This is a genomic window from Methylobacterium sp. 275MFSha3.1 (genome assembly GCF_900108435.1).
Classification (GTDB): domain Bacteria; phylum Pseudomonadota; class Alphaproteobacteria; order Rhizobiales; family Beijerinckiaceae; genus Methylobacterium.
Map to the genome: position 1 here is coordinate 89,765 of NZ_FNWP01000006.1, position 21,389 is coordinate 111,153.

The window sequence follows — 21,389 nt, forward strand, 5'->3', positions numbered from 1 at the left end:
GCGCGTCCGCGCTCTGTGTATTCTTAATTCTCCGCTTCCGCGAGGGATGCGCGCTGCACCTTCGAGGCTCGGTCTAATCTTCCTCGGGCGGGTCCTCGAATTCCGCGCCGTCGGTATCGGGGGCGATGCGGAACCGGTACTCGTCGATCGCCAGGAACGCCCGGTGGGCGACCTGCGGATCGATCCCGTCGCGGACGACCAGGGTCTGGAAGTCGATGAACAGGCGCGCGACTCGGGCCTCCTCCGACAGGGTGGTAAGGGCGGACGAGCTCGCGCCGGCGCGCATCATGTAGCGCTTGGCCTCTCCGGCCGCGTCTGGCGCGGGCAGGACGACGACCTGCCCGGCGGTTTCCGGCTTCAGTTCCGCCCAGCGGACGGGCGTCCAGGCGATGATGGCGTCGGTGTGCTTCATCGAAGGCTCCGGCAGGTGGACGGGGATCCGCCTACCGGGCGCGGCCGGGAACGTCGAGGCTCCCGGCGTTCCGGATCAGGGTGCGCGCTCCATCTGGCCACGGATCTCGCCCTTCGGGTTCGCGGCGGTGTGGAGGTTGAAGTAGACCTTCCCCGCCTCGAGATCGGCGGCCTTGGCGTCGTCGAGGGTCGCCTCGCCGGTGAAGGGGCTGCTCGCCGCCGTCACCGGCACGAGCACGCCGGCATTCTCGCCCGCCTTGGCTGGCCCGTGGAAATGGGCGGCCGTGACCGGCCCGGTGAGGCCGCTGTACTGGCCCGACCAGCTCAGGCGCTTGGTGGCGGGATCGAAGGTCGCGGTGATCTCGCCCTTGCCGGAGGACGCGGTTGCCGGCACCTCGCTACCGCCGGTGAGCGCCGCGCGGTAGGTGACGTCCTTGCCCGCGGCGAATGCCGGACCCGTGGCGAGCGGCACCCCGAGGACGAGAAGGGCGGCGAGGCTGGTGGTCCAGCGATGGCTCTTGCGCGCTGTCATCGAACGCTCCGCGATCTGACGGGCCGTCGAGCGGCCCGTGCCAAACCTAGCGGGCCGGGACGGGTCGGACATGGCGGACGGGCTGTCGCCGAGCGATTCTCGGTGACAGCCAAGCGTTTCCCTCCCGCGCGCGACGGCACGCGGCCTGCCCGACCTCCGGAGGCGCGATTTGCTCACGGGAAGACGTTGACACGGCACGCCCGCTCTTCCTATACCGCCGCCACTGCACGCATCGTCTCGATGGACGGTGGCGGCTCGTGGCGGGGTAGCTCAGCTGGTTAGAGCAGAGGAATCATAATCCTTGTGTCGGGGGTTCAAATCCCTCCCTCGCTACCATCTAACTCCTTGTTTTTTCTTGCTAGACCGAACCCGCCCTTCGGCGGGTTTGACGTTTTTGGCGCCAAGGTTTGACGCCCATTCGCCCTGCGACGCGCGAATTCGGCGTCCAAGGAGGCCACCAGCGCCCGCATCTTCGGAGCCAGATCGGCCCCCTTCGCGTAGTGGCGCGCCATCTCGATCGTGCGCTGGCCGAGGGCGTCGGCGATCGCACGTTCATCGTGCCCGATCTCGCGCAGTACGACGGCCAGGGTGTGCCGTAGCCCGTACAGGGTGAGACCCGGCTGGACTTTTTCAGCCTTCTCCAGCTTCAGCCGTATCGGTCGCCAGGACGCGCGGAATCCGCTGAGTGTCCAGGGTTTGCCCTCGGAGTTTGCGCACAGAGTCGGTGCTGTGTGCTCCGGCGCGGCAGCCAGGATCATCGTGAGCGGTAACGGAGCGGGCCAGAACACAGGCTCGCCCGTTTTGGCGCGGCTCGTCGACAACTCGCCATCGCGGAAGGCCTCCCGCGGCAGGCCGAGCGCCTCTTTTGGTCCGAGACCGGTAAACATCATCAAGGCGACCGGAGTGAGGATGTGCGGCGGGGCAGCGGCCAGCACAGCTTCGCGCTCGGCGTCCGACCAAGGCCGATTGGCGTCGGGTTCGCCCTTTTTCTTGCGCAGATCCTTGATGCCGGCGGCAGTGTTCGCCGGCAGGTGACCGCGCTCCGACCCCCAGGCGAAGAGCAGCGACAGCACCGCCTTCACGTAGTTGCCGAACCGACGGCCCTTCCGCTCAGCTGCGCGGTCTCTGACCTTCACCACGAACGGGCGCGTGAACCGAGAAAGATCTGTGCCGTCGATGTCTTTCAGGTAGTCGAGGACCTTCTGGTAGTCTGCGCGTGTCTGCGGAGCTAAGTCGGTGAAAGCCGCGTGCGCGCGGTAGGCGACGATCAGGCTGCAGAGCGTGCCGGCCTTGGGCGCGGCGGCCGACTCGGCGCTCTTCCCGATCCGGGCCACCTCCGCGAAGAACGCAGCGGATCCGAGCGGCGCCTTCTTCAGGTCGATCTTTTCGCCAGTCTTCCGGTGGTAGCATCGCATAACGCCGTGCCGGTCCGCGAAAATCTTGAACCCTTTCACTCGGATGCGGGTCACCCGAGCCTCGCCAAGATATCCTCGTCGCTCTCCTGAATTGGCTCGCGTTCCGGCAGCGCCTCGAAGAAGAGGTCGACCTGGGTACGGTCCCAGAGCACGCGTGTGCCTACGAGCTTGGGCCGCGGCATCAGCCGTTCGCGCACCATCTCGTCGAAGGTCGTCGTAGACACCCCGACGTAGCGGGCTACCTCTTGGCGAGAGAGGCCTTTGGGCGCGAACGGAATTGTGGTCCGCCCGGGCGGGCGACCGCTATGTCGCACTTTGCCCTCCTAGGCGCTTCATCGCAGGTTCGTGTTGGTGATCCCGAAGATCGAGGAGGGCATCAGCGCGTACGGTCTGGCGCTCGGCAGGCAATCTCGGTGTGATGCTCGAGGAGCCGGCGCGGCTGTCGATAGTGCAGCGGCCGGGCATCAAGCGGCCTCGACCGTTCCGATGGCCAGGAGGGCCGCCATCCGCGCCTCGACTTCGCCAAGGAAAGCGTTCACGGCAACTTCGTCCCTGGCGATCTGCCTGTCGTCGCGGTGCAGCCGCTTGACCCACAGCCGCAGGGCCGATGGTACGCTCGGGTGCCACGAGGCGAAGTCGCACCACATTCGGCCCGTGCAGGCCATCTGCCAGCGCATCTGCGGCCGGTGCGCCTCCGGGATCTCCTCCGCGAGCAGCGTCTCCAGATGGGTGCGCAGCGTCGGGCACTTGAACTCGACCAGGCCGTCCGTACCGACGAGTCGGTCCGGGCTGGCCCCGGCCATTTCGATCGTCGGATGGTCGACGAACCCGACTTTCACGGTGTCGACGCCGTACAGGAACTCGTAGGCGTCGCAGGCCTGGGGCTCCCGTTCCGAGCCCTCGATCATCGCGGCCGTGAGATGGTGCTGCGTCGCGAGGCCGGTCAGGCGCTCGCCCACGAGCTCCATCAGATAGCGCTCGCGCTCCGCAGTCGGCTTGCCGTCGCGCTTGACCGCCAGCACGTCGGCCACGCGCGAAGCCGTGACCTTGCCGCAGCGGGCGTCCAACCACGCGGCGCTGCCCTGGATCATTTCCGCCATGTCAGCGGCCCTCCGGCCGGGCACGCCGGGCGACGGCGCGCTCGATGGCGTCCAGGGCCTCGCCGTAGAGGCTGGCTGGAAGGTCGGGCACGCTCTCGACGGCGAAGACGCGCAGGAACTTGGCCGGGGCGATCCCGTGCTTGGTGAGGAGATTGCGCAGCGTCTCGGCCTGCGCGTCCGAGATCACGTCCGCGGACGCGTCCGCCCCGGACGCCCCGTCGGTGTCGTCCGGATCGTTGGTCAGGGCGATGTTGAAGACCTGCAGGACGAGGTAGCGACGCGCGTAGGTGATCGTCGACCCGATGCCCTGGATGGGCGTCTTGTTGGCCTTCCCCTGTGCGCCCGCCGTGTCGGGCGGCAGATCCAGATGGTAGGCGCGCTCGTGTCCGGCCTCGTGGGCGCAGGTGCATTTCACCCGCAGATGCCCCTGGATCGGCGACGCCTCGGTGTCGAACGAGAGCGAGAAGCCGCGCCGCGCGATGACCGGCTGCGTGGCCCGCGCGATCGTCTCCAGGCGCGCGTAGGGTGCGCCGGAATGCGTGTTCCGGGCATCGCGCAGGACGCGCGGCAGCTCGGCCTGACAGGCCGCCATGGCGGCGATGAAGGCCACCCGGGCGCGCTCAGCCCGATCCTCCCTCGCCATGACCAGGAACCGTTCGACCCGGTCGGGATCGACGTTCGGATCGCGCGCCATCCGCTCGATGATCGAGAGGACCGTGGCACCCTCGCTCGGCGAGGCCGCTGTCACGGCCTGGGACGCCGCATCGGTGGCGACGATCTGCATCTGCGGCTGGCTCACCGGCTCCTCTCCTCTCTCTCTTGCTGCTGGCGGTCACCGGCGCCGCCCGGTCGTGACGGTGCCGAGATCGGCGAGGATGGCGGCGCGGTCGGCGTCGGTCTGGGCCAGCCGGTGCGCGTGCAGTTCGGTCACGGCTGGCGGCAGGCCATCGATCAGGGCCTGCGCGGAAGCGAGGCCGCGGACGATCGAGACGCCGCGGATCTCGGCGAGGCCGGAGTCGTCCCGGCCCACCAGCATCACGACGGCGTCGCACAGCTCCTCGGCATCGCCGGCCGGGACGGGCAGGACCCGCACGACGTAGCGGCGGCCGGAGCGGCCGCGCCAAGCGGACAGGGGCATGATGGGGCTCCCGCGGAGGCCTGCTGTGGAGCGGAGGCGCTCCTCGCGCGGTAGGCATTCAGCGGCCGCCCGATCGGCTGGCGCGATCTGGAGGGCGAAGCGGCGGGCCGCCTGCTGGTTGGCGATGACGGCCGCCTGCGCGTCCAGTCGATCACGGCGTTCCTCGAGGGTCATATGATCGAAGGCATGGCCGGCCATGGTCAGGCGGCCTCGCGGATCTGGTCGGCTTCACAATCCGCGATTGCCGCCAGCTCTTCGGCCTCCTCGGCTTCGCGCTCCTCGATCCAGTGGCGCGCTGCCGCGATGCAGTCGAAGCCTTCGGCTTCGAGCCCGCGAGGACTGCGGACCGCGTAGGTGCGATCCAGAATGACGACCCAGCGGTCGTCGGACTTGAATGGGAGGTGGACGCTTCCGCCCGAAGCGGAGGCCTCGAAGGTGAGGTTGACGTGAGACTGGGCGGCTTCGGACACGAGAAGCTCCATCGCGGCGGGCGATGCAGCGTTGTACGCATACAGCGTACGTTTTGTCAACGCATAACGCGTACGAATGGGCAAAACGTACGAATGGTCGGTCCGTTTGGCCTGCCGGTACGTCAATCCCTTGTTGAGGTCCGCGCATAGGCCTGCGATCGGCCGGAACGGGCTGACCACCCGTCAGAGAGAGCGGCGGCCCATGGGATTCGGCCACGCTCTGAAGCCTCTGCTCCGCCGAGCGGCGCGCAGGCGGTGGCGGAGAGCGTCGCGGGGGAGCCAGCAACGTCGAGGGTATCGCGGAGGCTGCCCTGCGCGTCCTCTCCGGATCGTGGCGCCGGACCTATGCCGGTCGATACCAGCCCGTGACGATCCCGAGGATGCGGACCTGGTCCTCGCTGGCGCCGAGATCGAGCACTTGCTGGTGATCTGGATGCGTGCTGTCCGGGCACAGGAGGACCTGGTCTCCGTCGGACCGGACCTTCCTGATGGTCCACTCGATGAAGTCGCCGCGCCACCGCTCGACATGAACGTATTTTCCGTTCGGCGGAGTATGCCGGCCCTCACCGTAGCGCTGGCAGATGGCATAATGCCCGTCCGGTGCGACTTTATTGAGTGAAGGCCCAACAATTCGAAGGACGTACTGCCCAACTTTATTGACGTAATGCTCATTCGGGACGGAGATCCAGTCCTCCGGCTCGTCCAAAGACGGGCTTCGCTCCATCCAATTGCTCGCATGTGCTGGTCCCATGACGGGCAACATGCCGGAACGAATCAGGAGGACGCTAGATGCTGCGTCCCGGGGCTCATGGGGCGGCAGCTTCAAAATTGTGGACGCCGCGAGAGGCATGATCTCGAGCTGCGCCATCCACGCGCCGTGATCCGCGTCGCCGTGAACGAGCACGATCAGTTCGGCCGGCTGAATCGGCGGCGTCCCCTTGCCAACAAGAGCGCGGGCGAGCTTGGCCGCCACCTTCGGCTGCAGCGACTCTATCGTCTGATCCTCGAAGTAGCGCTGGATGCTAGATCGGCCCCGGTAACCGGCCTCCCGGGCTACCTGCTCGAGGGACATGCCGGCACGCTCGCGCAGGTGGGCGAGACGTTCCGCGACGGGCCGGGCGCTGGTTGTGACCATTGCGCAGCTATGACGCACAGAGTCGTACGCTTTCCACGTTGACGTACGTACGTTCATTGCGTACGTATCGATGCATGACGCCCGCAGAGCGCATCATCCGGCGATTCGGTGGCATTCGACCCATGGCGTCGAAGCTCCGCGACACGCCGCCCTCGACCATCCAGGGCTGGATGGAGCGCGGCCTCATCCCGATCCGCCGAGCGCCCCAGATCATCGCCGCCTCCCGCGACCTCCCGCGCCCGGTGACGGCCGCCGATTTCATCCCGCGCCGCGACGCGGATGATCCGGTCGATGCCGCACGGGAGGAGGCTGTCTGATGCCGCCCGGTCCGCGCCCGCGCAATTGGCTACCGGTCGCCCGAGGCCTCGGCCGCATTGGCGGCCTCGAGCAGGGCTGCTGCGAGGTCGCGAGCCTGACCGACGCGCATCCCGACCGTGTGCAGTACGGGCCCCGCACGAGCGCGCGGATCCTGAACGCGGCCGCCGGTGGTCATCAGCACGTAGGGGCCGCCCGGCCCAGGCAACGGCGCCACCAGGAAGCCGTTCAGCGCGTGGATCTCCGGTCCAGTCTCCATCCCGCTTCCCTCTCCCGCGGCACGGCCGCCGGCACCCGCGAATCCCTGCGCGCGCGGGCCGCGCACCGCACCCGCAGACACCGCGCCGGCCCTGCCCGGAGCTTGCCGCTCGCCGGACCTCATGCCGGCTTCGTCCTCACGCCCCGGCTGCCTCGCTGGCCGCATTGCAGCCGGGGTGTCGCCGTTCTTCTCCGCCGCTTCCGTCGCCTCCCGTCCGCACGCCGTGCTTCGGCCCCGCCGAGGATCTCGCATGGAGGGCTGATCGAATGCGGTCAAAATCGCGGTGGCGTCGCATGGTGACGGTGGAGCAGGCCAACGAGGTCGCCCGGGATCCGCTTCTGCGGCTCGTGCTGGATCGGAAGGATCGCACGGGCTCGCTGATGGCAGCCTACGATGATGTCGGGGGATGCCTCGGCCGCTCGCCGTCGTGGGTGCGCAAGGTGATCGGGCGCGCGGCCGACGTCTCGGTCGGTCTCCATGACTGGCTCAACATCAACACGCTCTGCGCGAGGCTCGACGCGGCGAGCGCGCGGCTGGAGGCCGCGACAGCGGCCCGGGAGGAGGCGCGACGTGCGGTTCGTGAAGCTGCTGCGGTCGCTGGGCCGCTTCGGTCTGGCCGCGATTCGGGACCTGCGGTCGCGCCTGCGTGCGTGATGCCGGGGACGCTGGCCGAATTGCCCCGCGCCCCGGGCTGAGGATTTCCGCCCCTGCGCGGCGTGCCCCGCGCAACCTGGAGGCCCGCGATGGCCGAGAACCCGGACAGCCCCCGGCCAAGGGGCGACGCGCGTCCGCTCGTGTCCCTGGCCGCGCTCGCAGTCGCGGAATAGCCCGATGCGCTGGATCCTCATCCGCGCCGGCGCGGTTCTCGGCCGGGGCAGCCGCGAGACCGTGCTGACGCTCGCCGAGCACCACGGTCTCGTCTGGCACGCGACCTCGGGACGTTCGCCCGAGCCCGGCCGGGGCTACCATCCCGACGGCACGGAACTGCCGCCGCGGCTCGTCCAGGGCGCCCTGATCCTGCCGGAGGCCATGCTGCCGGCGCGAGCCCGGAGGCGCGCGGCATGAATCTCCCGAGCGCACTCACGGCACGCCTGGAGGCGGTCCGACCGGAATACCGCGTGCTCCCGCACAATATCGACGCAGAGCAGGCGCTGCTGGGCGCGATCCTGGTGAACAACGACGCCTACCACCGGGTGGCCGCCTTCCTCCTGCCCGAGCACTTTATGGAGGAGGCGCACCGCAAGATTTTCACGGTGGCGGGTGCACTGATCCGGGCTGGCTCGGTCGCCACGCCGATCACCCTGAAGACCTATCTGGGCGACGCCGATTTCGGCGGCCAGACGGTGATGCAGTACCTCGCGAGGCTCGCTGCCGATGCGACCACCGTCTGCAACGCGGGCGCCTACGCCCGCACGATCCATGACCTCGCGATGCGCCGCCGTCTGATCACCGTCGGCGAGGAACTGGTGAGCGGTGCCTACGAGGCGCCGGTGGAGCATGCGCCCCGCGACCTGATCGAGGCCACCGAGGCCCACCTGCTCGACCTGATCGATACCGAGCCGGGCTTGGCTTCGACGGCGCAGAGCGCGGCGCAGTCCGCCGCCTGGATGCGCGAGCGGATCGACGGCCTGCGCTCAGGACTCATCCGTTCCACCGCGATCCCGACCGGCCTGTCCGACCTCGACCGCGCCACCAACGGCGGGTTCCAGCGCGGCCAGCTCTGGATCCTCGCCGGGCGCCCCGGGATGGGCAAGACCGTGGCGATGACGACGCTCAGCCGCCTCGCCGCTCGCGCGTCCGGCGTGCTCGCATTCCAATGCGAGGTGACCCGGGACCAGCAGATGGCCCGCTACCTCGCCGACCTGTCCTACCGGCACAACCGGCCGCTGCCCTTCGGCCGAATCATGGCCGCCGTCGACCTCGACGAGGAGGAGATGTGGCGGCTCGACGAGGCGATGCGGCGGTTCGAGCGCCTCCACCTCACCCTGACCTGCGAGCCTACGGTCAGCCTCGCGCAGATCGCCGCGGCGTTGAAGGTGGAGAAGCGGCGCCTCGCGCGGCTGGGCATCCCGCTCGGCGTCGTGTTCATCGACTATCTGAAGTTCATCAAGGTCTCGGACCGGTACCAGGGCAACCGGGTGCTGGAGATCGGCGAGATCACCGGCGGGCTGAAGCAGCTCGCCAAGGCCGAGGACATCTGCGTGGTGCTGCTGACGCAGCTCAACCGCGCCGTCGAGGCCAAGGACAGGACCGACCGCCGCCCGAACGTCGCGGACCTGCGCGATTCCGGAGAGATCGAGCAGGACGCCGACGCGGTGCTGATGCTGTACCGCGAGGCCTACTACCTGGAGCGCAAGCTGAAGGCCTCCGGCGGCGATCCCGAGATCGGCGCGCGCCTGATCGAGCGGCAGAACGCCCTCGAGCTCATCCTCGCCAAGAACCGCTCCGGCCCCTGCCCCACCCTCGACCTGTGGTGCGACGTGGCCGCCTCCGCCATCGCCCAGACCGCACGAGGCCCGCTATGAGCCAGCATTCCGCCGCGTCCACGCCCTTGCCCGATCCGCTCGTGCCGGCAGACATCGACGTGGACGGGATCCACGGCTTCCTGCTGCACACCGATCGGCTGTTCCATTCGGAGCTGTGGGCGCTCTCGACCGGCGACGAGTTCAAGGCCGCGGTCGCCCTGTGGTGCCACGCCTGGCGCCAGCGCCCGGCGGGCTCGCTGCCCGACGACGACCGGCTGCTCGCCGCTTTCTCCGGGGCGGGCTCACGCTGGAAAAAGGTGCGGACGATGGCCCTGCGCGGCTTCGTCCTGTGCGCGGACGGCCGCTACTATCACCGGGTCCTGTGCGAGGACGTGCTGCGCGCCGCCGAGGCGAAGGACGCGCGGCGCGAGCGGACCGCCGCAGCCACGCGTGCCCGTCAGCGCAAGGGGGATCCCGAGACGACCCCGGCCGGCGGCGAAAAACCCAATCTTCTCAACGAAACGGCCGATCGTAACGATGGTCGTCACGATCAACGTCACGACCCACGCGACGATCGACGTGACGATACCGTCACGGTCGCCACGCGCGGACCGTTACGTTCACCAAGGGAAGGGGAAGAAGAAGGGAAGAAGAAAGATATACCGGCGGCCGCCTGTGATCCTGTACCCCGCGCGGAACGCGCGCCGCCCTGGAACAACCGGGCGAACTTCGACCGCGTCGAGCATCGGTGCCGGACCGCCCTGCCCCCGGGCTGGTGCCTGGACCCCGTCGTCGGTCCGATGGCGCGGCTGGAGGCGGACGGCCTCGACCTCGAGCGGGAGATCGTCCCGGCGATCCTCGACCTCGCGGTCAGTCGCCGCGTGCCGATCAGGACCTGGGCGCTGCTGGCCAACGCGGTCGCCGAGTACGTGGCCGCCCAGCGCCGGAGCCGCGCCGCGCAGGGCCTGCCCGCCGTGCCGCCGGCGCCGGTACCGCCCGACGAGATGATCGACCTGCCCGGCGGCCTGCGCTGGCCCGAGGCCGACCTGCGGACCTGGATCGCCCGATTCCGCGAGAACCCGGCGACGTGGTCGGAATCGCTGTTCGGCCCGCCCCCGGGCCAGCCCGGATGCCGGATTCCGCCGCGGCTGCTGATCGGAGAGGCCGCGTGACGGCGCCGCGCAGAGCCGGCTCGCGCCCTGCGGCCGAGGTCATCGCGTGCGATCGAGGAGCGTGACATGGGTCGGAAGCGCGGAACGAACGGATCCCGGATCAGGGCCGAGCACGCGGTGATCGACCAGAGCCTGACGTGGTTCGTGGTCCACACCCTGCCGCTGCACGAGGCCTCGGCCGCCGAGGAGTTCGGGACGCTGGCCATGGACTGGTGGCTGCCACGCTACCGCGTCACCGTGGTCCGGCGCGGGCGCAAGATTGACACGCAGGCGATCTTCTTCGCCTCGTACCTGTTCGTCGGGCTCGACAGGCAGCGCCATGCGCGGCGCTGGACCGAGCCGCTGTTCGACAGCCGCCACGTCATCGACGTGCTCGGCCGGCGCGCGCCGCTGGAGATCCCGGGTTCGGTCCTGCAGGCCCTGTCCGATCGGATCGCGGGCGTCGACGAGACGGACCGGGCGAAGCGGCGCCGGGAGGCCGCGTTGCTCCAGGTCGGCGAGCTGCGCCGGATCTTGAACGGGCCGTTCATGTCGTTCTTCGCAGAGGTCCAGGATGTTCTCAGCAACGGGATCGTGCGCGCAGAGGTCGGCATCTTCGGCCGCGCCACGCCGGTCGAATTCACACCCGACCAACTTGGCGATCCGGTGGCGGCTTGACTTGGAAACCTGGATCTGAGTCTATCCCGATGTGGACGGCCGGATCGTGAGCTGCGCTCGGTGGAGGGTGCGCCTGCCGGAACTACCGGATCACGTGTCAGCGTCGGGATGATCTGCCCACGCGCGACATGCACAGCCTGGATTGTGCGCTCGATCGAGCACCGCTGCTCCGCAGAGCCATAGTGCCCCGAATCTCGCCGCCGCGATCCCGAATTAAATAGCCTCGGAAATTCGATGCCCCGTGGAAGGCCGAAGGGCGCGCGCAACAAGGCCACGGCGGAGATCAAGACGCTCTGCCAGGAGCACGGCCCGAAGATGGTCGAGCGCCTCGTGGCCATCGCCAGCAGCGCGAAGACGCCGGAGGGCGCGGCGGTCGCGGCGATCCGGGAGATCCTCGACCGCGGCTACGGCAAGCCGACCCAGGCGCACGAGCACGGCGGCCTCGGCGGTGGTCCGATCGCGGTCGACCTGACGGGCGCAACCGATGAGCAACTGGCCGCGCTCGGCGCTCTCTTCGGTCCGCTTGCCGCCGCCGGCGCAGCTGCTGGCGGCGATCCGGGCGGAACAGGCGCGGCGTAGCGAGAGGGCCGAGCGCGAGCGGATCCGGACCCGCAGCGCGTCGCTCGCTGGCTTCGTCCAGGAGGCCTGGCACGTCCTGGAGCCCAATCAGCCCTACGTGCACGGTTGGCACATCGAGGCGATCTGCGCGCATCTCGAGGCGATCACCCACGGGCGCTTCCTCGCCCTCGGGCTGGAGAACCGCCTGCTGATAAACGTCCCGCCGGGCACGATGAAGTCGCTCATCGTCTCGGTGTTCTGGCCGGCCTGGGAATGGGGGCCGTGCGGCCTTGCCGGCCTGCGCTACCTCACGACCTCGTACAAGGAGGACTTCGTCAAGCGCGACGCGCGCCGCATGCGCGACCTCGTGTCGAGCGCGTGGTACCGGGCACTCTGGCCGCACGTCGCGCTGTCCCGCTCGGGCGAGATCTCCTTCGCCAACACGGCGACCGGCTCGCGCGAGGGTATGCCGTTCGCCTCGCTGACCGCGGGCCGCGGCGACCGGGTCATCATCGACGATCCGCACTCCACCGAGACGGCCGAGAGCGAGACGGAGCGCGAGCGGACGCTGCGCATCTTCCGCGAATCGGTGACGACGCGCCTCAACGATCCCGCGCGCTCGGCGATCGTGGTGATCATGCAGCGCCTGCACGAGCGCGACGTCTCGGGCGAGATCCTGCGGCTCGGCCTGGGCTACGTCCACCTGATGCTGCCGATGGAGTTCGAGCCGGACCGCGCCTGCCGGACGCCGATCTTCGCCGACCCGCGCACGCTGGACGGCGAGCTGCTGTTCCCCGAGCGCTTCCCGCGGGCCGTGGTCGAGCGCGACAAGGTCCCGCTCGGCGCCTACGCGGTGGCCGGGCAGTTCCAGCAGCGGCCGGCGCCGCGCGAGGGCGGGTTGTTCGACCGGGCGGGGTTCGGGATCGTCGACGCGCTGCCGCCGATCGAGAAGTGGGTGCGCGCCTGGGACTTCGCCGGCACGAGGAAGCGGCCGGGCGCCGATCCGGACTGGACCGTCGGCGTGAAGATGGGCCGCGGGGCGGACAAGCGGTTCTACATCGCCGACGTGGTTCGGGTGCGCGAGACGCCCGGCAAGGTCCGCCAGCGGCTGATCAACACCGCCGGCCAGGACGGGGCCGCGGTCGGCATCCGGATCCCGAAGGATGCGGGGCAGGCCGGCATCGCGCAGGCTGAGGACTACGTCACGGCACTCGCGGGCTTCATCGTCAGCGCCGTGGCGCCGACCGGGTCGAAAGAGGTGCGCGCCAAGCCGCTGGCCAGCCAAGTCGAGGTCGGCAACGTGCTGCTCCTGCGCGGACCGTGGAACGAGGCGTTCCTCGAGGAGCTGGGGATGTTCCCGGCCGGCAGCCACGACGATCAGGTGGACGCGGCCGCCGACGCGTTCAACGAGCTGGCCGGCGTCCTGCCGGGCGAGGGGCTGATCGAGTTCTACCGTCGGCAGACCGCGGCAAGCTCAGTTTCGGAGAGCCCTCGCCACGGGTGGTCGATGCCGAGCGGCGCGGCCGAGGGCTCGACAATCGAGCTGGTGGCACCGGGCGGCACAGGGTCAGTGATCGGCTTGTCGGGGGCACGCTATACGCCTGACACTCATGGGCGTATCGCGGTCGTGACCACGGACGCCGGGCCGCTGCTGGCCTTTGGCTTCAGCTATGCAGCCGAGGCGACCTGAAGGTCCCCTTTTGGGTGGTTTTCTGCCCGTCCGCTTCCACTCGTAGATGAGGCGGAAGCGGACGTCCGATTGTTCGATCAATCTATGCACGCGAGCGGCGATAGGCTCGTGTCAGGCTGCCCGGACGGTTTCGAGGAAGCGGCCGACCTCGGCACCGAGATGCTCGGATTGCCGCGACAGCTCAGAGGCCGCCGACAGAACCTGCGCGGCGGCCGCCCCCGTCTCCTCCGAGGCCTGCGCCACGCCCGCGATGTTGCCCGTCACCTCGTTCGTCCCTGCCGAGGCCTGCGCCACGTTGCGGACGATCTCCTGCGTGGCTGCGCCCTGCTGCTCCACCGCCGACGCGATCGAGGTGGCCACGCTGTCGATCTCGCGAATCCGGCCGGTGATCCCGCCGATCGCCGTCACCGCCTGATCCGTCACCCCCTGGATCTCGCCGATCTGGCTCGCGATCTCCTGGGTGGCGCGGGCCGTCTGCTCGGCCAGAGCTTTCACCTCCGTTGCCACAACCGCGAAGCCCTTGCCGGCCGCACCGGCTCGGGCTGCTTCTATCGTGGCGTTGAGCGCCAGCAGGTTGGTCTGGCCGGCAATACCGGAGATCAAGCCGACCATCTCGCCGATCTTGCTGGAGGTTGTCTTCAGGGCCTGAACAAGATGAGCCGTCTGGGCTGCTTCGCCGACCGCGGCCTGGGCGAGATGGGCGGAGCCCTGCACCTGCCGGCCGATCTCCTGCACGGACGAGCCGAGTTCCTCGGCCGCGGCCGCGACCGTGTTGACGTTGGTCGACGCCTCTTCCGCGGCTGCGGCCACGCCGGTGGACTGCGCGGCGGTCTCCTGGGCGGTGGCGGTCATCTGCTGGGCGGTGGCCTGGAGCTCGGTGGCCGAGGACGAGACCAGGCCGACGATGCCGCCGACGGCGCGCTCGAAGCCGTCGGCGAGCTCGATCATGGTGCGGCGGCGCTCGGCGGCGGCGGCCTCGTCGGCGCGGCGCTTCACCTCGGCCTCCTCGGCGGCCTTGCGGGCGACCATGGCCTTGATCCCCTCGACCGCCTGGCCGACGGCGCCGATCTCGTCGCCGCGGGTGGCCTCGCGGATCTCGGCGTCGACCTCGCCACGGGCCATGCGCTGCAGGACCCCGACGAGGCTGCCCAGTGGGCGGGTGATCCCGAAGATCACGATCAGCCCGGCCAAAGTGATGGCGCCGAGCAGACCGAGAGCAGCAGATCCAACCAGCATGTAGGTCCCGTGGTCGGCATTCTGAGCCGCCTGAGCCTTCGCGGCGGCGAGTTCCTCAGCCAGGAGCTGGGATCGCGCCTGCATCCATTCATTGATCTTGAGCCGAGCGGGAATGCCCACGTCACGGGCTAATCGGAATGCGTCATCCCCCTGCTGACGCATGCTCAGGTCATACACAGTGTCGAGCGTCTTGAAGAAGCCCTCGACGGACTCGCGCACGGCGGCGTTGCCACTCCGTCGCTCAGGTGTGTCCGCCAAAGTCACGAGCCGATCCGATGCCTCACGGGCCTCGGTCATTGCGGTTTGTTGAAGTATCCGGAAGCGTGCTTTCTTCGTTGGATCGGTTTCCAGAAGCATATTCCGGTCCATAGCGGTGGCTTCTGTGATGCCGCCGCGCATATGGAGGAGCGCATCCAGTCGGCTGGCCTGGAAGTCGACGATCTTAGCCGTCTGTTCTGCAAGCCCTTGCATCACAGATCGAGCATAGACGATCAGTCCTGCGCTGATCATTAACGTCAGAACGAGCGGTAACGATATCTTAATTATTATTTTCCCGTCCCGGAAAAGTTGCATCTCGGCCCCCAATAAATAGGCAAATGCCCATTTTTGAGACAGCGCATAAGGGGTAAATTTCTACTTAAACATTGTATCTGCCAAGCATCGAAACTGATCTATCGAGAGGTTTTGACATCCACTGAGTGTTGGCATCGAATCAAAGACTACTTCTGGATGCGCCGTCCGCGTCTGCTTTCGGCGATGTGAAACGGACGCCTTACCGACTGATGTGGGTCGCAATCAGACGACCCTGATCATCCGTCTTGGATCGTAGGCTCAGCACTTGCCAAGCGCCTCTTCGGGCTCCGCCAAAGGGCTACCGCATTTGGCCTCACTCTCGCGCGGCGGCGTGGCGGGCCTCTCGCTCGGGCCGCTCGCCTACACCCTCACCTATGGAAGCGCGGGCTCAGGCTCGACGATCGGCCAGGGCTCGGGTTGGTTCGGTCCGTCCGCGCCGATGCGCCCGTCCGCGCCAGCAGAAGTCGCCGGCCGCCGCTTCGACTACTCGACCGGCTACAACCTCAACACCACCGCGCGTGCCCACGAGCCGGTCTCGTTCGCGCAGCTGCGCCGCCTCGCCGACGGCTACGACCTGCTACGGCTCGTAATCGAGACGCGGAAGGACCAGGCCGCCCGGATGAAGTGGGCGATCAAGCCGCGCGACAGCGGAAAGCCGGCCGCCGCGAAGACCGCGGCGATCACCGCGTTCCTCGCCAAGCCCGACGGCGTCCACCCCTGGACCGACTGGCTGCGCATGGGCCTGGAGGACGTGTTGGTCCTCGACGCCTGGACGACCTTCAAGCAGCGCTCTCGTGCCGGCGACCTCCTGGCCTTGGAGCCGATCGACGGCGCCACCATCAAGCCGATCCTCGGCGAGGACGGCCGCGTGCCGATGCCGTGGGTGAAGGGTGGCACGACCGTCTGGCCGGAGGCCTATCAGCAGATCCTCAAGGGCCTGCCGGCGGTGAACTACACCGCTCGCGAGTTGCTCTACCGCCCGCGCAACCTGCGCACCGACCGCGTCTACGGCTTCTCGCCGGTCGAACAGGTGATGACCACCGTCAACATCGCCCTGCGCCGGCAGGTCATGACCCTGGAGTACTTCACCAGCGGCACCGTGCCGGACGCCCTGATCGGCGTCCCTGAGACCTGGGGCCCGGACCAGATCGCGACCTACCAGACCTACTGGGACTCGCTCTTCACCGACAACTTGGCCGCGCGCCGGCGCGCCCGCTTCGTGCCCGGCAAGGTGGCGCTCCACCAGACCGGCGAGCCCCAGCTCAAGGGCGAGTTCGACGAGTGGCTGTCGCGGGTGGTGTGCTTCGCCTTCTCGATCTCGCCCCAGGCGCTGATCAAGCAGATGAACCGCGCCTCGGCCGACACGCAGAAGGAACTCGCCGAGGAGGAAGGCCTCGCCCCGCTGCTCGACTGGATCAAGGGCGTCCTCGACGAGGTGATCGCCGACGACCTCGGCGCGCCCGAGCTGGAGTTCGCGTGGCAGGAGGACGAGCAGATCGACGAGGCCGCGCAGGCCGAGCGCCTGCGCGGGCTGACCGCGGGCGGGCTGATGCGCCTCAACGAGGGCCGGAAGATCCTGGGCCTCGATCCCGATCCGAGCCCGGCCGCCGACGTCCTGATGGTGATGACCGGCGCGGGCCTCGTGCCGATCGACGCGAACACGCTGGCGGGCAAGAAGGCGGCGCTCGACGCGTTCGGGCCGCCGCCCGGGGCGAACGGATCCGGTAGCTCCGGGCAGGCGGCCGAGGAAGAGGACGACGGACCGTCGGACTCGATCGCCAAGTTGCTCAGTGAGTTCGACGAGGCTCAGCCGCGGGACGCGCGCGGCCGCTGGACCGATCGAAGTGCAGGCGGCGATGCGGATGAGGCCGCGGAGCGCGCCGCGTTCAAGCGCACCGTCCTGCGCACCGCGATCGGTGGGGCGGTGATCGCCGGAGGCGCGATCGTCACGGCCGCGTCCGGCGGCACCGTGCCGGCCGCGGTCGAAGCGGCGGTCTGGATTGCCGAGAACTACCTGCTCGGCGACGCGCTGGTCACGGCTGGCCGTCACATCGGCGCGCATCTCGGCTATGACGACGAAGAGGTCGCGCGCATGCTCGACCACCTCGCCGGCGTGGTCGGGTTCGGCAAGGCGTCTGGGAACGCCGCCGCGGGCGAACGGATCCGGGACCGGCTCGCCGAGGTGGTGGACGCCGTGCTCGACGCGATGATCGGCACCGTCCGCGACTCCGGCCTCGACGCCGACCGTCGCAGCGCCGTCGTGGCCGCCCTGGAGGATCTGCGCGGTCGCCTCGCGACGCGCATCGCGCATCTGCCGGCGCCGCGCCACGAGACCGCCGGTGCGGAACTCACCAAGCGCCGGGTGTGGAGGCCGGCAGACCCCGTCCCTTTCGATCGGTCGGCGACCCGCCGGGCCATGCGTGCGATTGCGGGGCGGCTGGAGACAGCCCTGGCGGCTACCCGCTCTGACGTGGTCGCCGGGCTGCGCGGGCTCGGCAAGCTCGCCAAGGCCGGCCCGGATCCCGACGATGCCGACGCGCTGCGCCAGGCGCTGAACGCCTTTCTCGACGAGTTCGACTTCACGGATCTACGCGCGGTCGCGCCGGAGGTGGCCGAGGAGCTGGAGGCCGTCGCCGCCGATGCGGGCCGCCGCGCGCTGGCGCAGGTCGGTGCCGCAAGCCGTGAAGAGCTGGTCGACCGCGTCAACGCGCGGGCGGTCGCTGCGGCCAGGACCCGGGCGGCCGAGATGGTCGGGATGCGCTTCGACGCCGACGGGCGACTCGTGCCGTCGGCCGACGCGCGGATGGTGATCACAGAGGCGACCCGCGACCGGCTGCGCGAGACCATCGCGTCGGGCCTGGAGCGCAACCTCGGCCTCGACGCCATCGCGGAGGCGATCGAGACCGACTACGCTTTCTCGGAAGAACGGGCGGCGCGCATCGCCGAGTACGAGGTGGCCAGCGCCAACGGTGCGGCGTCGCTGGAGAGCTACCGGGGGGCGGTCGCGGACGGCATCGCGGTCCGCAAGGCCTGGTGGGCCGAGGAGGGCTGCTGCGCGGTCTGCCAGGCCAACGCGGATGCCGGCGCGCTCGCCCTCGACGAGGCGTTTCCGAGCGGGGACCACGCGACACCCGCGCATCCGTCCTGCCGCTGCGTCGTGGTGCCGGTCGTCGCGGAAGACGCGGCCGTCGACTAGGGGCGCAGCCCGCTGAAGCTCCCGCGGGGCAAGCCTTCCCGGCCCCAAGTCGACACCGCTTCCACGACCGCCGCGCGCCTCGGCCAGGTCTTGAGCCGCGGCACCACCACGTTTCCGCCGGAGCCTCGCATGCCCGAGCTGTCCCTGTTCCTGCCGCTGACGAAGGTCGATGCGGCCAACCGGCTCGTCTACGGCCTGGCCACCGCCGAGACCCCGGACCGGGCCGGCGAGGTCTGCGACTACGCCTCGACGAAGCCGCTCTACGAGAAATGGTCGGGCAGCATCGCCAAGGCGACCGACGGCCGATCGCTCGGCAACCTGCGGGCGATGCACGGCAAGGTCGCGGCCGGCAAGGTCACGCAGATCGCCTTCAACGACGACGCCAAGCAGATCGAGATCTGCGCGAAGGTGGTCGACGACGAGGAGTGGCGGAAGGTCGAGGAGGGCGTCTACACCGGCTTCTCGCAGGGCGGCGCCTACGCCAAGCGCTGGCGGGGCGAGGACGGCCTGCTGCGCTACACCGCCGATCCGAGCGAGGTCAGCCTCGTCGATCTGCCCTGCCTGCCCTCGGCGACGTTCCAGGTGCTGAAGGCCGATGGTGCGGCCGAGACGCGGGCGTTCGCGGAGTCGGTGCGGATCGCCGCGCCGCCCGAGCCGACCAACGCGGACGTCTTCGCCAAGGCGGGCGAGTTGGCCGCGGCGGCCGGTCGGCCGGGCGAGGTAGGCGACTTCGTGGCACCGGCGCTCAAGGCCCTCATGAAGGCGGCCGAGGTGGCGACGCTGGCCCAGGCGCAACCCGCCCCCGAGCCGCCGCCTGGATCCGCGCCCGCGAGCGAGGGCGAGGTCGAGCAAGTCTGGAAGGCCAAGGACGGCAGCACCTTCGCCAAGAAGGCGGACGCGCTGGCGCACAACGCCCGCACCGAGGCCGAGGCGTCCGCGAGAGCCGCGGCCGGCCCGGTGCTCGACGCGCTGTCCGACCTGGGCAAGCGGCTCGGGGCCGGGAACGGCGAAGCGGCCGCCTCCGGCAGCGCGGAACAGCCTCCGGAGCGACCGCGCAGGCGCGCCCACGACGAAGTCGGCAAAGCGGCTGACGGTCCGGACCTCGCCAAGGATCTCTACGGCGTGTCGCGATTGGCGGTGCTGCTGAGCGAGATTAAGAGCATGGTCGGCTCGGCGGTGTTCGACGTGGTCTACGCCGACGGCGATGCGGCGCTGCCCCGGCAGATGAAGGCCTGGGCCACGCAGGGCGTGGCGCTCCTGCAGGCCATGGTCGCGGCCGAGATGGCGGACCTGATGGACGATGCGCCGACCGACGAGGCGATCGCGTTGGCCGCCGGCCCACTGTCGGACGCCACCTACGACGCGCTGGTGAAGGCAGTCGCGTCCGATAGCCCCGCCGGTCGGGCGCTCGCCAAGATCGGAGCGCGCAACAGCCAGGCGGACCAGGAGCGGATCCAGCGCATGCACGACGATGCTTGTGGCCTCGGGGCGACCTGCGGCGCGGCGGAGAAGGCGGCCGGCGGCAGCCTCGACAAGGGCGGCGCGGCGATCGAGGCGGTGCGCGCCGAACTCGCCAAGATGACAGGCCAGCGCGACGCGCTCCAGAAGACGCTGACCGACGAGGTACTGCCGCAGATCGCGGCGCTCGCGAAGATGGTGGGGGATCAGCCCGTGCCGCGCCATCTCGTGGGCCGCGCGATCACGAAGGGTACCGAGGGCAGCTCGGTCGGCTCAGACGCCCCATCAGCCGAGGCGATCTGCGACCATCTCGCCAAGATGAGCCCGGAGGCGCGCGCGGATCTGCTGATCAAGGTCTCGCACCAGAACCCGCAGCAACTCGCGCTCGCACGCTGATCCGCTCGAATCCGCTGCACGCATATGGTCACTCACGACCGCTTGCGACCCATCACAGACGGTGGGAACGTCGTTTGCGTTTCTCCAAAGCGGTCGTTTGCCGGAACTACGGCACGTTCGGCAGGGTGGAGAGCAGGCACGAAGCCAACGTCTACGTCCCTCTGTTGCTGCTCAGAACCAACCCCACCTGTGGTGACGTCGAAAGCGCGCTCTGCTGAGGAATTATGGACAAGCTTACCCTCTACACCTCGCCGTCAGCCTTCCCGAATCCGCAGCGGGTGCGCCTGCTCATGTACGAGAAGGGTATTGCGCAGCATGTCGAGGAGCGTGTGCTCGACATGGCACCGGGCGGTGAGCAGCGCGGCTGGCGACATCTCAAGCGCAATCCGTGGGGCGAGACCCCGACCCTTGAGCTCCCGGGTGGCGGTTATCTGGCCGAAAGCGTCGCGATCGCGCGCTACCTCGACGAGAGCTTTCCGGGCCGCAAGATCATGGGCGAAGGCGCATTGGAGCAGGCACAGGACGTGATGTGGAACGACCGGATCTGGGTGCAGATCCTGTACCGGCTCACAACGCTGTTCCACGTGCTCCACCAGGGCCTTGGGCCGAAGCTGGAACTGACTAACAACCCGCAATGGGGCGAGCATTGCCGTAAGGAGGCGCTCTCCCATGCCGGGCTCGTCGACCGGCATCTGTCGGATGGGCGGGATTGGATGCTCGGTGGCGCGCACCCGACCTTCGCCGACATTACGCTGTGCACGGCGATCGCGTTCTCGAAGTTCGGTCCGGTCGCGACCCCACTGGATGAGCGCTACGAGCAGCTCGACCGGTTCTGGCAGCGCTGGAAGGCGCGCCCGAGCTTCCGCCTCGCTTATGCGGATGGCGGCGGCCTTCAGGAATTGAATGCGCTTCAGACCGCCTGATCGGGACCGGGTTCGGCGGAGCGACCGCGCAACGCGCCGGCTCGCTTCGCCCGCCTGCCAGCATAGGCGCGCAGGGCCGTGCACAACAGCGCGGTCTTCAGCGCGGCGGGGGCTCTCACGGCGAATGTCGCGCGATCGCGAACATCCGCGATAAAGCGGGGGCGTGGCATCACGCTTCGCCCCAGATCACTCCGATGAGGTCCGCTTTCGTCTATCGTCGCCCGGCAGCGGACCGGCGGAAATCCACCCAAGGCAGACTGTCGGTCTTGAAACCGACAGCCCGACATAGA

22 protein-coding genes and 1 tRNA gene are annotated in these 21,389 nt (G+C 69.2%); 12 read left to right on the forward strand and 11 right to left on the reverse strand.

What is annotated here, in order from left to right; all coding sequences use genetic code 11:
* Positions 1-73 precede the first annotated feature (73 nt).
* Complete coding sequence (locus BLW78_RS08400) at positions 74-412, reverse strand: hypothetical protein (protein ID WP_091678447.1); 339 nt, start codon at positions 410-412, stop codon at positions 74-76.
* A gap of 75 nt (positions 413-487) precedes the next feature.
* Entirely contained in the window at positions 488-943 is a 456-nt protein-coding gene (locus BLW78_RS08405) for a CHRD domain-containing protein (RefSeq protein WP_056521304.1), read from the reverse strand.
* A gap of 259 nt (positions 944-1,202) precedes the next feature.
* Here BLW78_RS08405 and BLW78_RS08410 point away from each other — a divergent pair.
* Positions 1,203-1,279: transfer RNA gene (locus BLW78_RS08410), tRNA-Met, on the forward strand.
* Here the strand turns inward: BLW78_RS08410 and BLW78_RS08415 are convergent.
* The 7 genes from BLW78_RS08415 to BLW78_RS08445 form a co-directional block, all read right to left on the reverse strand.
* Positions 1,258-2,412: a tyrosine-type recombinase/integrase gene (locus BLW78_RS08415; protein WP_210186881.1), complete on the reverse strand. Its 1,155-nt coding sequence runs from the start codon at positions 2,410-2,412 to the stop codon at positions 1,258-1,260. The genes BLW78_RS08410 and BLW78_RS08415 overlap by 22 nt on opposite strands.
* Entirely contained in the window at positions 2,409-2,672 is a 264-nt protein-coding gene (locus BLW78_RS08420; protein WP_170855125.1) for a helix-turn-helix transcriptional regulator, read from the reverse strand. Before BLW78_RS08420 ends, BLW78_RS08415 begins: the two co-directional genes overlap by 4 nt.
* A 150-nt stretch (positions 2,673-2,822) precedes the next feature.
* Positions 2,823-3,458 (reverse strand): lambda exonuclease family protein, encoded by a 636-nt coding sequence (locus BLW78_RS08425; protein WP_091678449.1) that lies wholly within the window; start codon positions 3,456-3,458, stop codon positions 2,823-2,825.
* A gap of 1 nt (position 3,459) precedes the next feature.
* Positions 3,460-4,257 carry an ERF family protein gene (locus BLW78_RS08430; protein WP_091678452.1) on the reverse strand — a complete coding sequence of 266 codons (798 nt, stop codon included), beginning with the start codon at positions 4,255-4,257 and terminating at the stop codon, positions 3,460-3,462.
* A 33-nt stretch (positions 4,258-4,290) separates the two neighbouring features.
* Positions 4,291-4,596, reverse strand: coding sequence for a hypothetical protein (locus tag BLW78_RS08435; protein ID WP_244526848.1), 306 nt, complete (start codon positions 4,594-4,596; stop codon positions 4,291-4,293).
* 200 nt (positions 4,597-4,796) lie between these two features.
* Positions 4,797-5,066 carry a hypothetical protein gene (locus BLW78_RS08440; RefSeq protein ID WP_139307685.1) on the reverse strand — a complete coding sequence of 90 codons (270 nt, stop codon included), beginning with the start codon at positions 5,064-5,066 and terminating at the stop codon, positions 4,797-4,799.
* A gap of 343 nt (positions 5,067-5,409) precedes the next feature.
* Positions 5,410-6,258, reverse strand: coding sequence for a helix-turn-helix domain-containing protein (locus BLW78_RS08445; RefSeq protein WP_091678457.1), 849 nt, complete (start codon positions 6,256-6,258; stop codon positions 5,410-5,412).
* 65 nt (positions 6,259-6,323) lie between these two features.
* On the opposite strand from BLW78_RS08445, the gene BLW78_RS08450 reads away from it, so the two are divergent.
* Positions 6,324-6,518: a hypothetical protein gene (locus BLW78_RS08450; RefSeq protein WP_091678460.1), complete on the forward strand. Its 195-nt coding sequence runs from the start codon at positions 6,324-6,326 to the stop codon at positions 6,516-6,518.
* 29 nt (positions 6,519-6,547) lie between these two features.
* On the opposite strand, the gene BLW78_RS08455 is transcribed toward BLW78_RS08450, so the two are convergent.
* Entirely contained in the window at positions 6,548-6,775 is a 228-nt protein-coding gene (locus BLW78_RS08455) for a hypothetical protein (protein WP_091678463.1), read from the reverse strand.
* 293 nt (positions 6,776-7,068) lie between these two features.
* Here BLW78_RS08455 and BLW78_RS08460 point away from each other — a divergent pair, with 293 nt between their 5' ends.
* The 7 genes from BLW78_RS08460 to terL all read left to right on the forward strand — a co-directional run bounded on the left by BLW78_RS08460 (position 7,069) and on the right by terL (position 13,317).
* Positions 7,069-7,470, forward strand: a complete 402-nt coding sequence (locus BLW78_RS08460) for a hypothetical protein (RefSeq protein WP_091678466.1) — start codon at positions 7,069-7,071, stop codon at positions 7,468-7,470.
* A 136-nt stretch (positions 7,471-7,606) separates the two neighbouring features.
* On the forward strand, positions 7,607-7,840 hold the full coding sequence (locus BLW78_RS08465) for a hypothetical protein (RefSeq protein ID WP_091678468.1): 234 nt from the start codon (positions 7,607-7,609) through the stop codon (positions 7,838-7,840).
* On the forward strand, positions 7,837-9,300 hold the full coding sequence (locus tag BLW78_RS08470) for a DnaB-like helicase C-terminal domain-containing protein (RefSeq protein ID WP_091678471.1): 1,464 nt from the start codon (positions 7,837-7,839) through the stop codon (positions 9,298-9,300). The genes BLW78_RS08465 and BLW78_RS08470 overlap by 4 nt, the downstream gene beginning before the upstream one ends.
* Positions 9,297-10,412, forward strand: a complete 1,116-nt coding sequence (locus tag BLW78_RS31625) for a DUF1376 domain-containing protein (protein WP_091678473.1) — start codon at positions 9,297-9,299, stop codon at positions 10,410-10,412. Before BLW78_RS08470 ends, BLW78_RS31625 begins: the two co-directional genes overlap by 4 nt.
* A 66-nt stretch (positions 10,413-10,478) precedes the next feature.
* The gene (locus BLW78_RS08480; protein WP_091678476.1) at positions 10,479-11,069 is read left to right on the forward strand and encodes a transcription termination/antitermination protein NusG; all 591 of its coding nucleotides are present in this window, start codon (positions 10,479-10,481) and stop codon (positions 11,067-11,069) included.
* Positions 11,070-11,384: 315 nt separating this feature from the next.
* Positions 11,385-11,648 (forward strand): hypothetical protein, encoded by a 264-nt coding sequence (locus BLW78_RS08485; protein WP_139307686.1) that lies wholly within the window; start codon positions 11,385-11,387, stop codon positions 11,646-11,648.
* On the forward strand, positions 11,554-13,317 hold the full coding sequence (terL, locus tag BLW78_RS08490; RefSeq protein WP_091678481.1) for a phage terminase large subunit: 1,764 nt from the start codon (positions 11,554-11,556) through the stop codon (positions 13,315-13,317). The genes BLW78_RS08485 and terL overlap by 95 nt, the downstream gene beginning before the upstream one ends.
* A 111-nt stretch (positions 13,318-13,428) precedes the next feature.
* Here the strand turns inward: terL and BLW78_RS08495 are convergent, their stop codons facing one another.
* On the reverse strand, positions 13,429-15,126 hold the full coding sequence (locus tag BLW78_RS08495; RefSeq protein WP_091678884.1) for a methyl-accepting chemotaxis protein: 1,698 nt from the start codon (positions 15,124-15,126) through the stop codon (positions 13,429-13,431).
* Positions 15,127-15,433: 307 nt separating this feature from the next.
* Between BLW78_RS08495 and BLW78_RS31630 the strand changes: the two genes are divergently transcribed.
* From BLW78_RS31630 to BLW78_RS08510, 3 genes are all read left to right on the forward strand, one after another.
* Positions 15,434-18,322, forward strand: a complete 2,889-nt coding sequence (locus BLW78_RS31630) for a phage portal protein (RefSeq protein WP_107645851.1) — start codon at positions 15,434-15,436, stop codon at positions 18,320-18,322.
* A gap of 129 nt (positions 18,323-18,451) precedes the next feature.
* Positions 18,452-20,176, forward strand: a complete 1,725-nt coding sequence (locus tag BLW78_RS31635; RefSeq protein ID WP_210186882.1) for a hypothetical protein — start codon at positions 18,452-18,454, stop codon at positions 20,174-20,176.
* Positions 20,177-20,400: 224 nt separating this feature from the next.
* Complete coding sequence (locus BLW78_RS08510) at positions 20,401-21,099, forward strand: glutathione S-transferase family protein (protein ID WP_091678485.1); 699 nt, start codon at positions 20,401-20,403, stop codon at positions 21,097-21,099.
* Positions 21,100-21,389 lie beyond the last annotated feature (290 nt).

Bases quoted from the DNA above. Each gene is read 5' to 3' on its own strand.
- BLW78_RS08405 (WP_056521304.1), bottom strand. From the start codon at position 943: ATGACAGCGCGCAAGAGCCATCGCTGGACCACCAGCCTCGCCGCCCTT.
- BLW78_RS08485 (WP_139307686.1), top strand. From the start codon at position 11,385: ATGGTCGAGCGCCTCGTGGCCATCGCCAGCAGCGCGAAGACGCCGGAG.
- terL (WP_091678481.1), top strand. From the start codon at position 11,554: ATGAGCAACTGGCCGCGCTCGGCGCTCTCTTCGGTCCGCTTGCCGCCG.
- BLW78_RS08455 (WP_091678463.1), bottom strand. From the start codon at position 6,775: ATGGAGACTGGACCGGAGATCCACGCGCTGAACGGCTTCCTGGTGGCG.
- BLW78_RS08470 (WP_091678471.1), top strand. From the start codon at position 7,837: ATGAATCTCCCGAGCGCACTCACGGCACGCCTGGAGGCGGTCCGACCG.
- BLW78_RS31625 (WP_091678473.1), top strand. From the start codon at position 9,297: ATGAGCCAGCATTCCGCCGCGTCCACGCCCTTGCCCGATCCGCTCGTG.
- BLW78_RS08400 (WP_091678447.1), bottom strand. From the start codon at position 412: ATGAAGCACACCGACGCCATCATCGCCTGGACGCCCGTCCGCTGGGCG.
- BLW78_RS31635 (WP_210186882.1), top strand. From the start codon at position 18,452: ATGCCCGAGCTGTCCCTGTTCCTGCCGCTGACGAAGGTCGATGCGGCC.
- BLW78_RS08480 (WP_091678476.1), top strand. From the start codon at position 10,479: ATGGGTCGGAAGCGCGGAACGAACGGATCCCGGATCAGGGCCGAGCAC.
- BLW78_RS08465 (WP_091678468.1), top strand. From the start codon at position 7,607: ATGCGCTGGATCCTCATCCGCGCCGGCGCGGTTCTCGGCCGGGGCAGC.
- BLW78_RS08450 (WP_091678460.1), top strand. From the start codon at position 6,324: ATGGCGTCGAAGCTCCGCGACACGCCGCCCTCGACCATCCAGGGCTGG.
- BLW78_RS08425 (WP_091678449.1), bottom strand. From the start codon at position 3,458: ATGGCGGAAATGATCCAGGGCAGCGCCGCGTGGTTGGACGCCCGCTGC.
- BLW78_RS08495 (WP_091678884.1), bottom strand. From the start codon at position 15,126: ATGCAACTTTTCCGGGACGGGAAAATAATAATTAAGATATCGTTACCG.
- BLW78_RS08445 (WP_091678457.1), bottom strand. From the start codon at position 6,258: ATGAACGTACGTACGTCAACGTGGAAAGCGTACGACTCTGTGCGTCAT.
- BLW78_RS08510 (WP_091678485.1), top strand. From the start codon at position 20,401: ATGGACAAGCTTACCCTCTACACCTCGCCGTCAGCCTTCCCGAATCCG.
- BLW78_RS08435 (WP_244526848.1), bottom strand. From the start codon at position 4,596: ATGCCCCTGTCCGCTTGGCGCGGCCGCTCCGGCCGCCGCTACGTCGTG.
- BLW78_RS08460 (WP_091678466.1), top strand. From the start codon at position 7,069: ATGGTGACGGTGGAGCAGGCCAACGAGGTCGCCCGGGATCCGCTTCTG.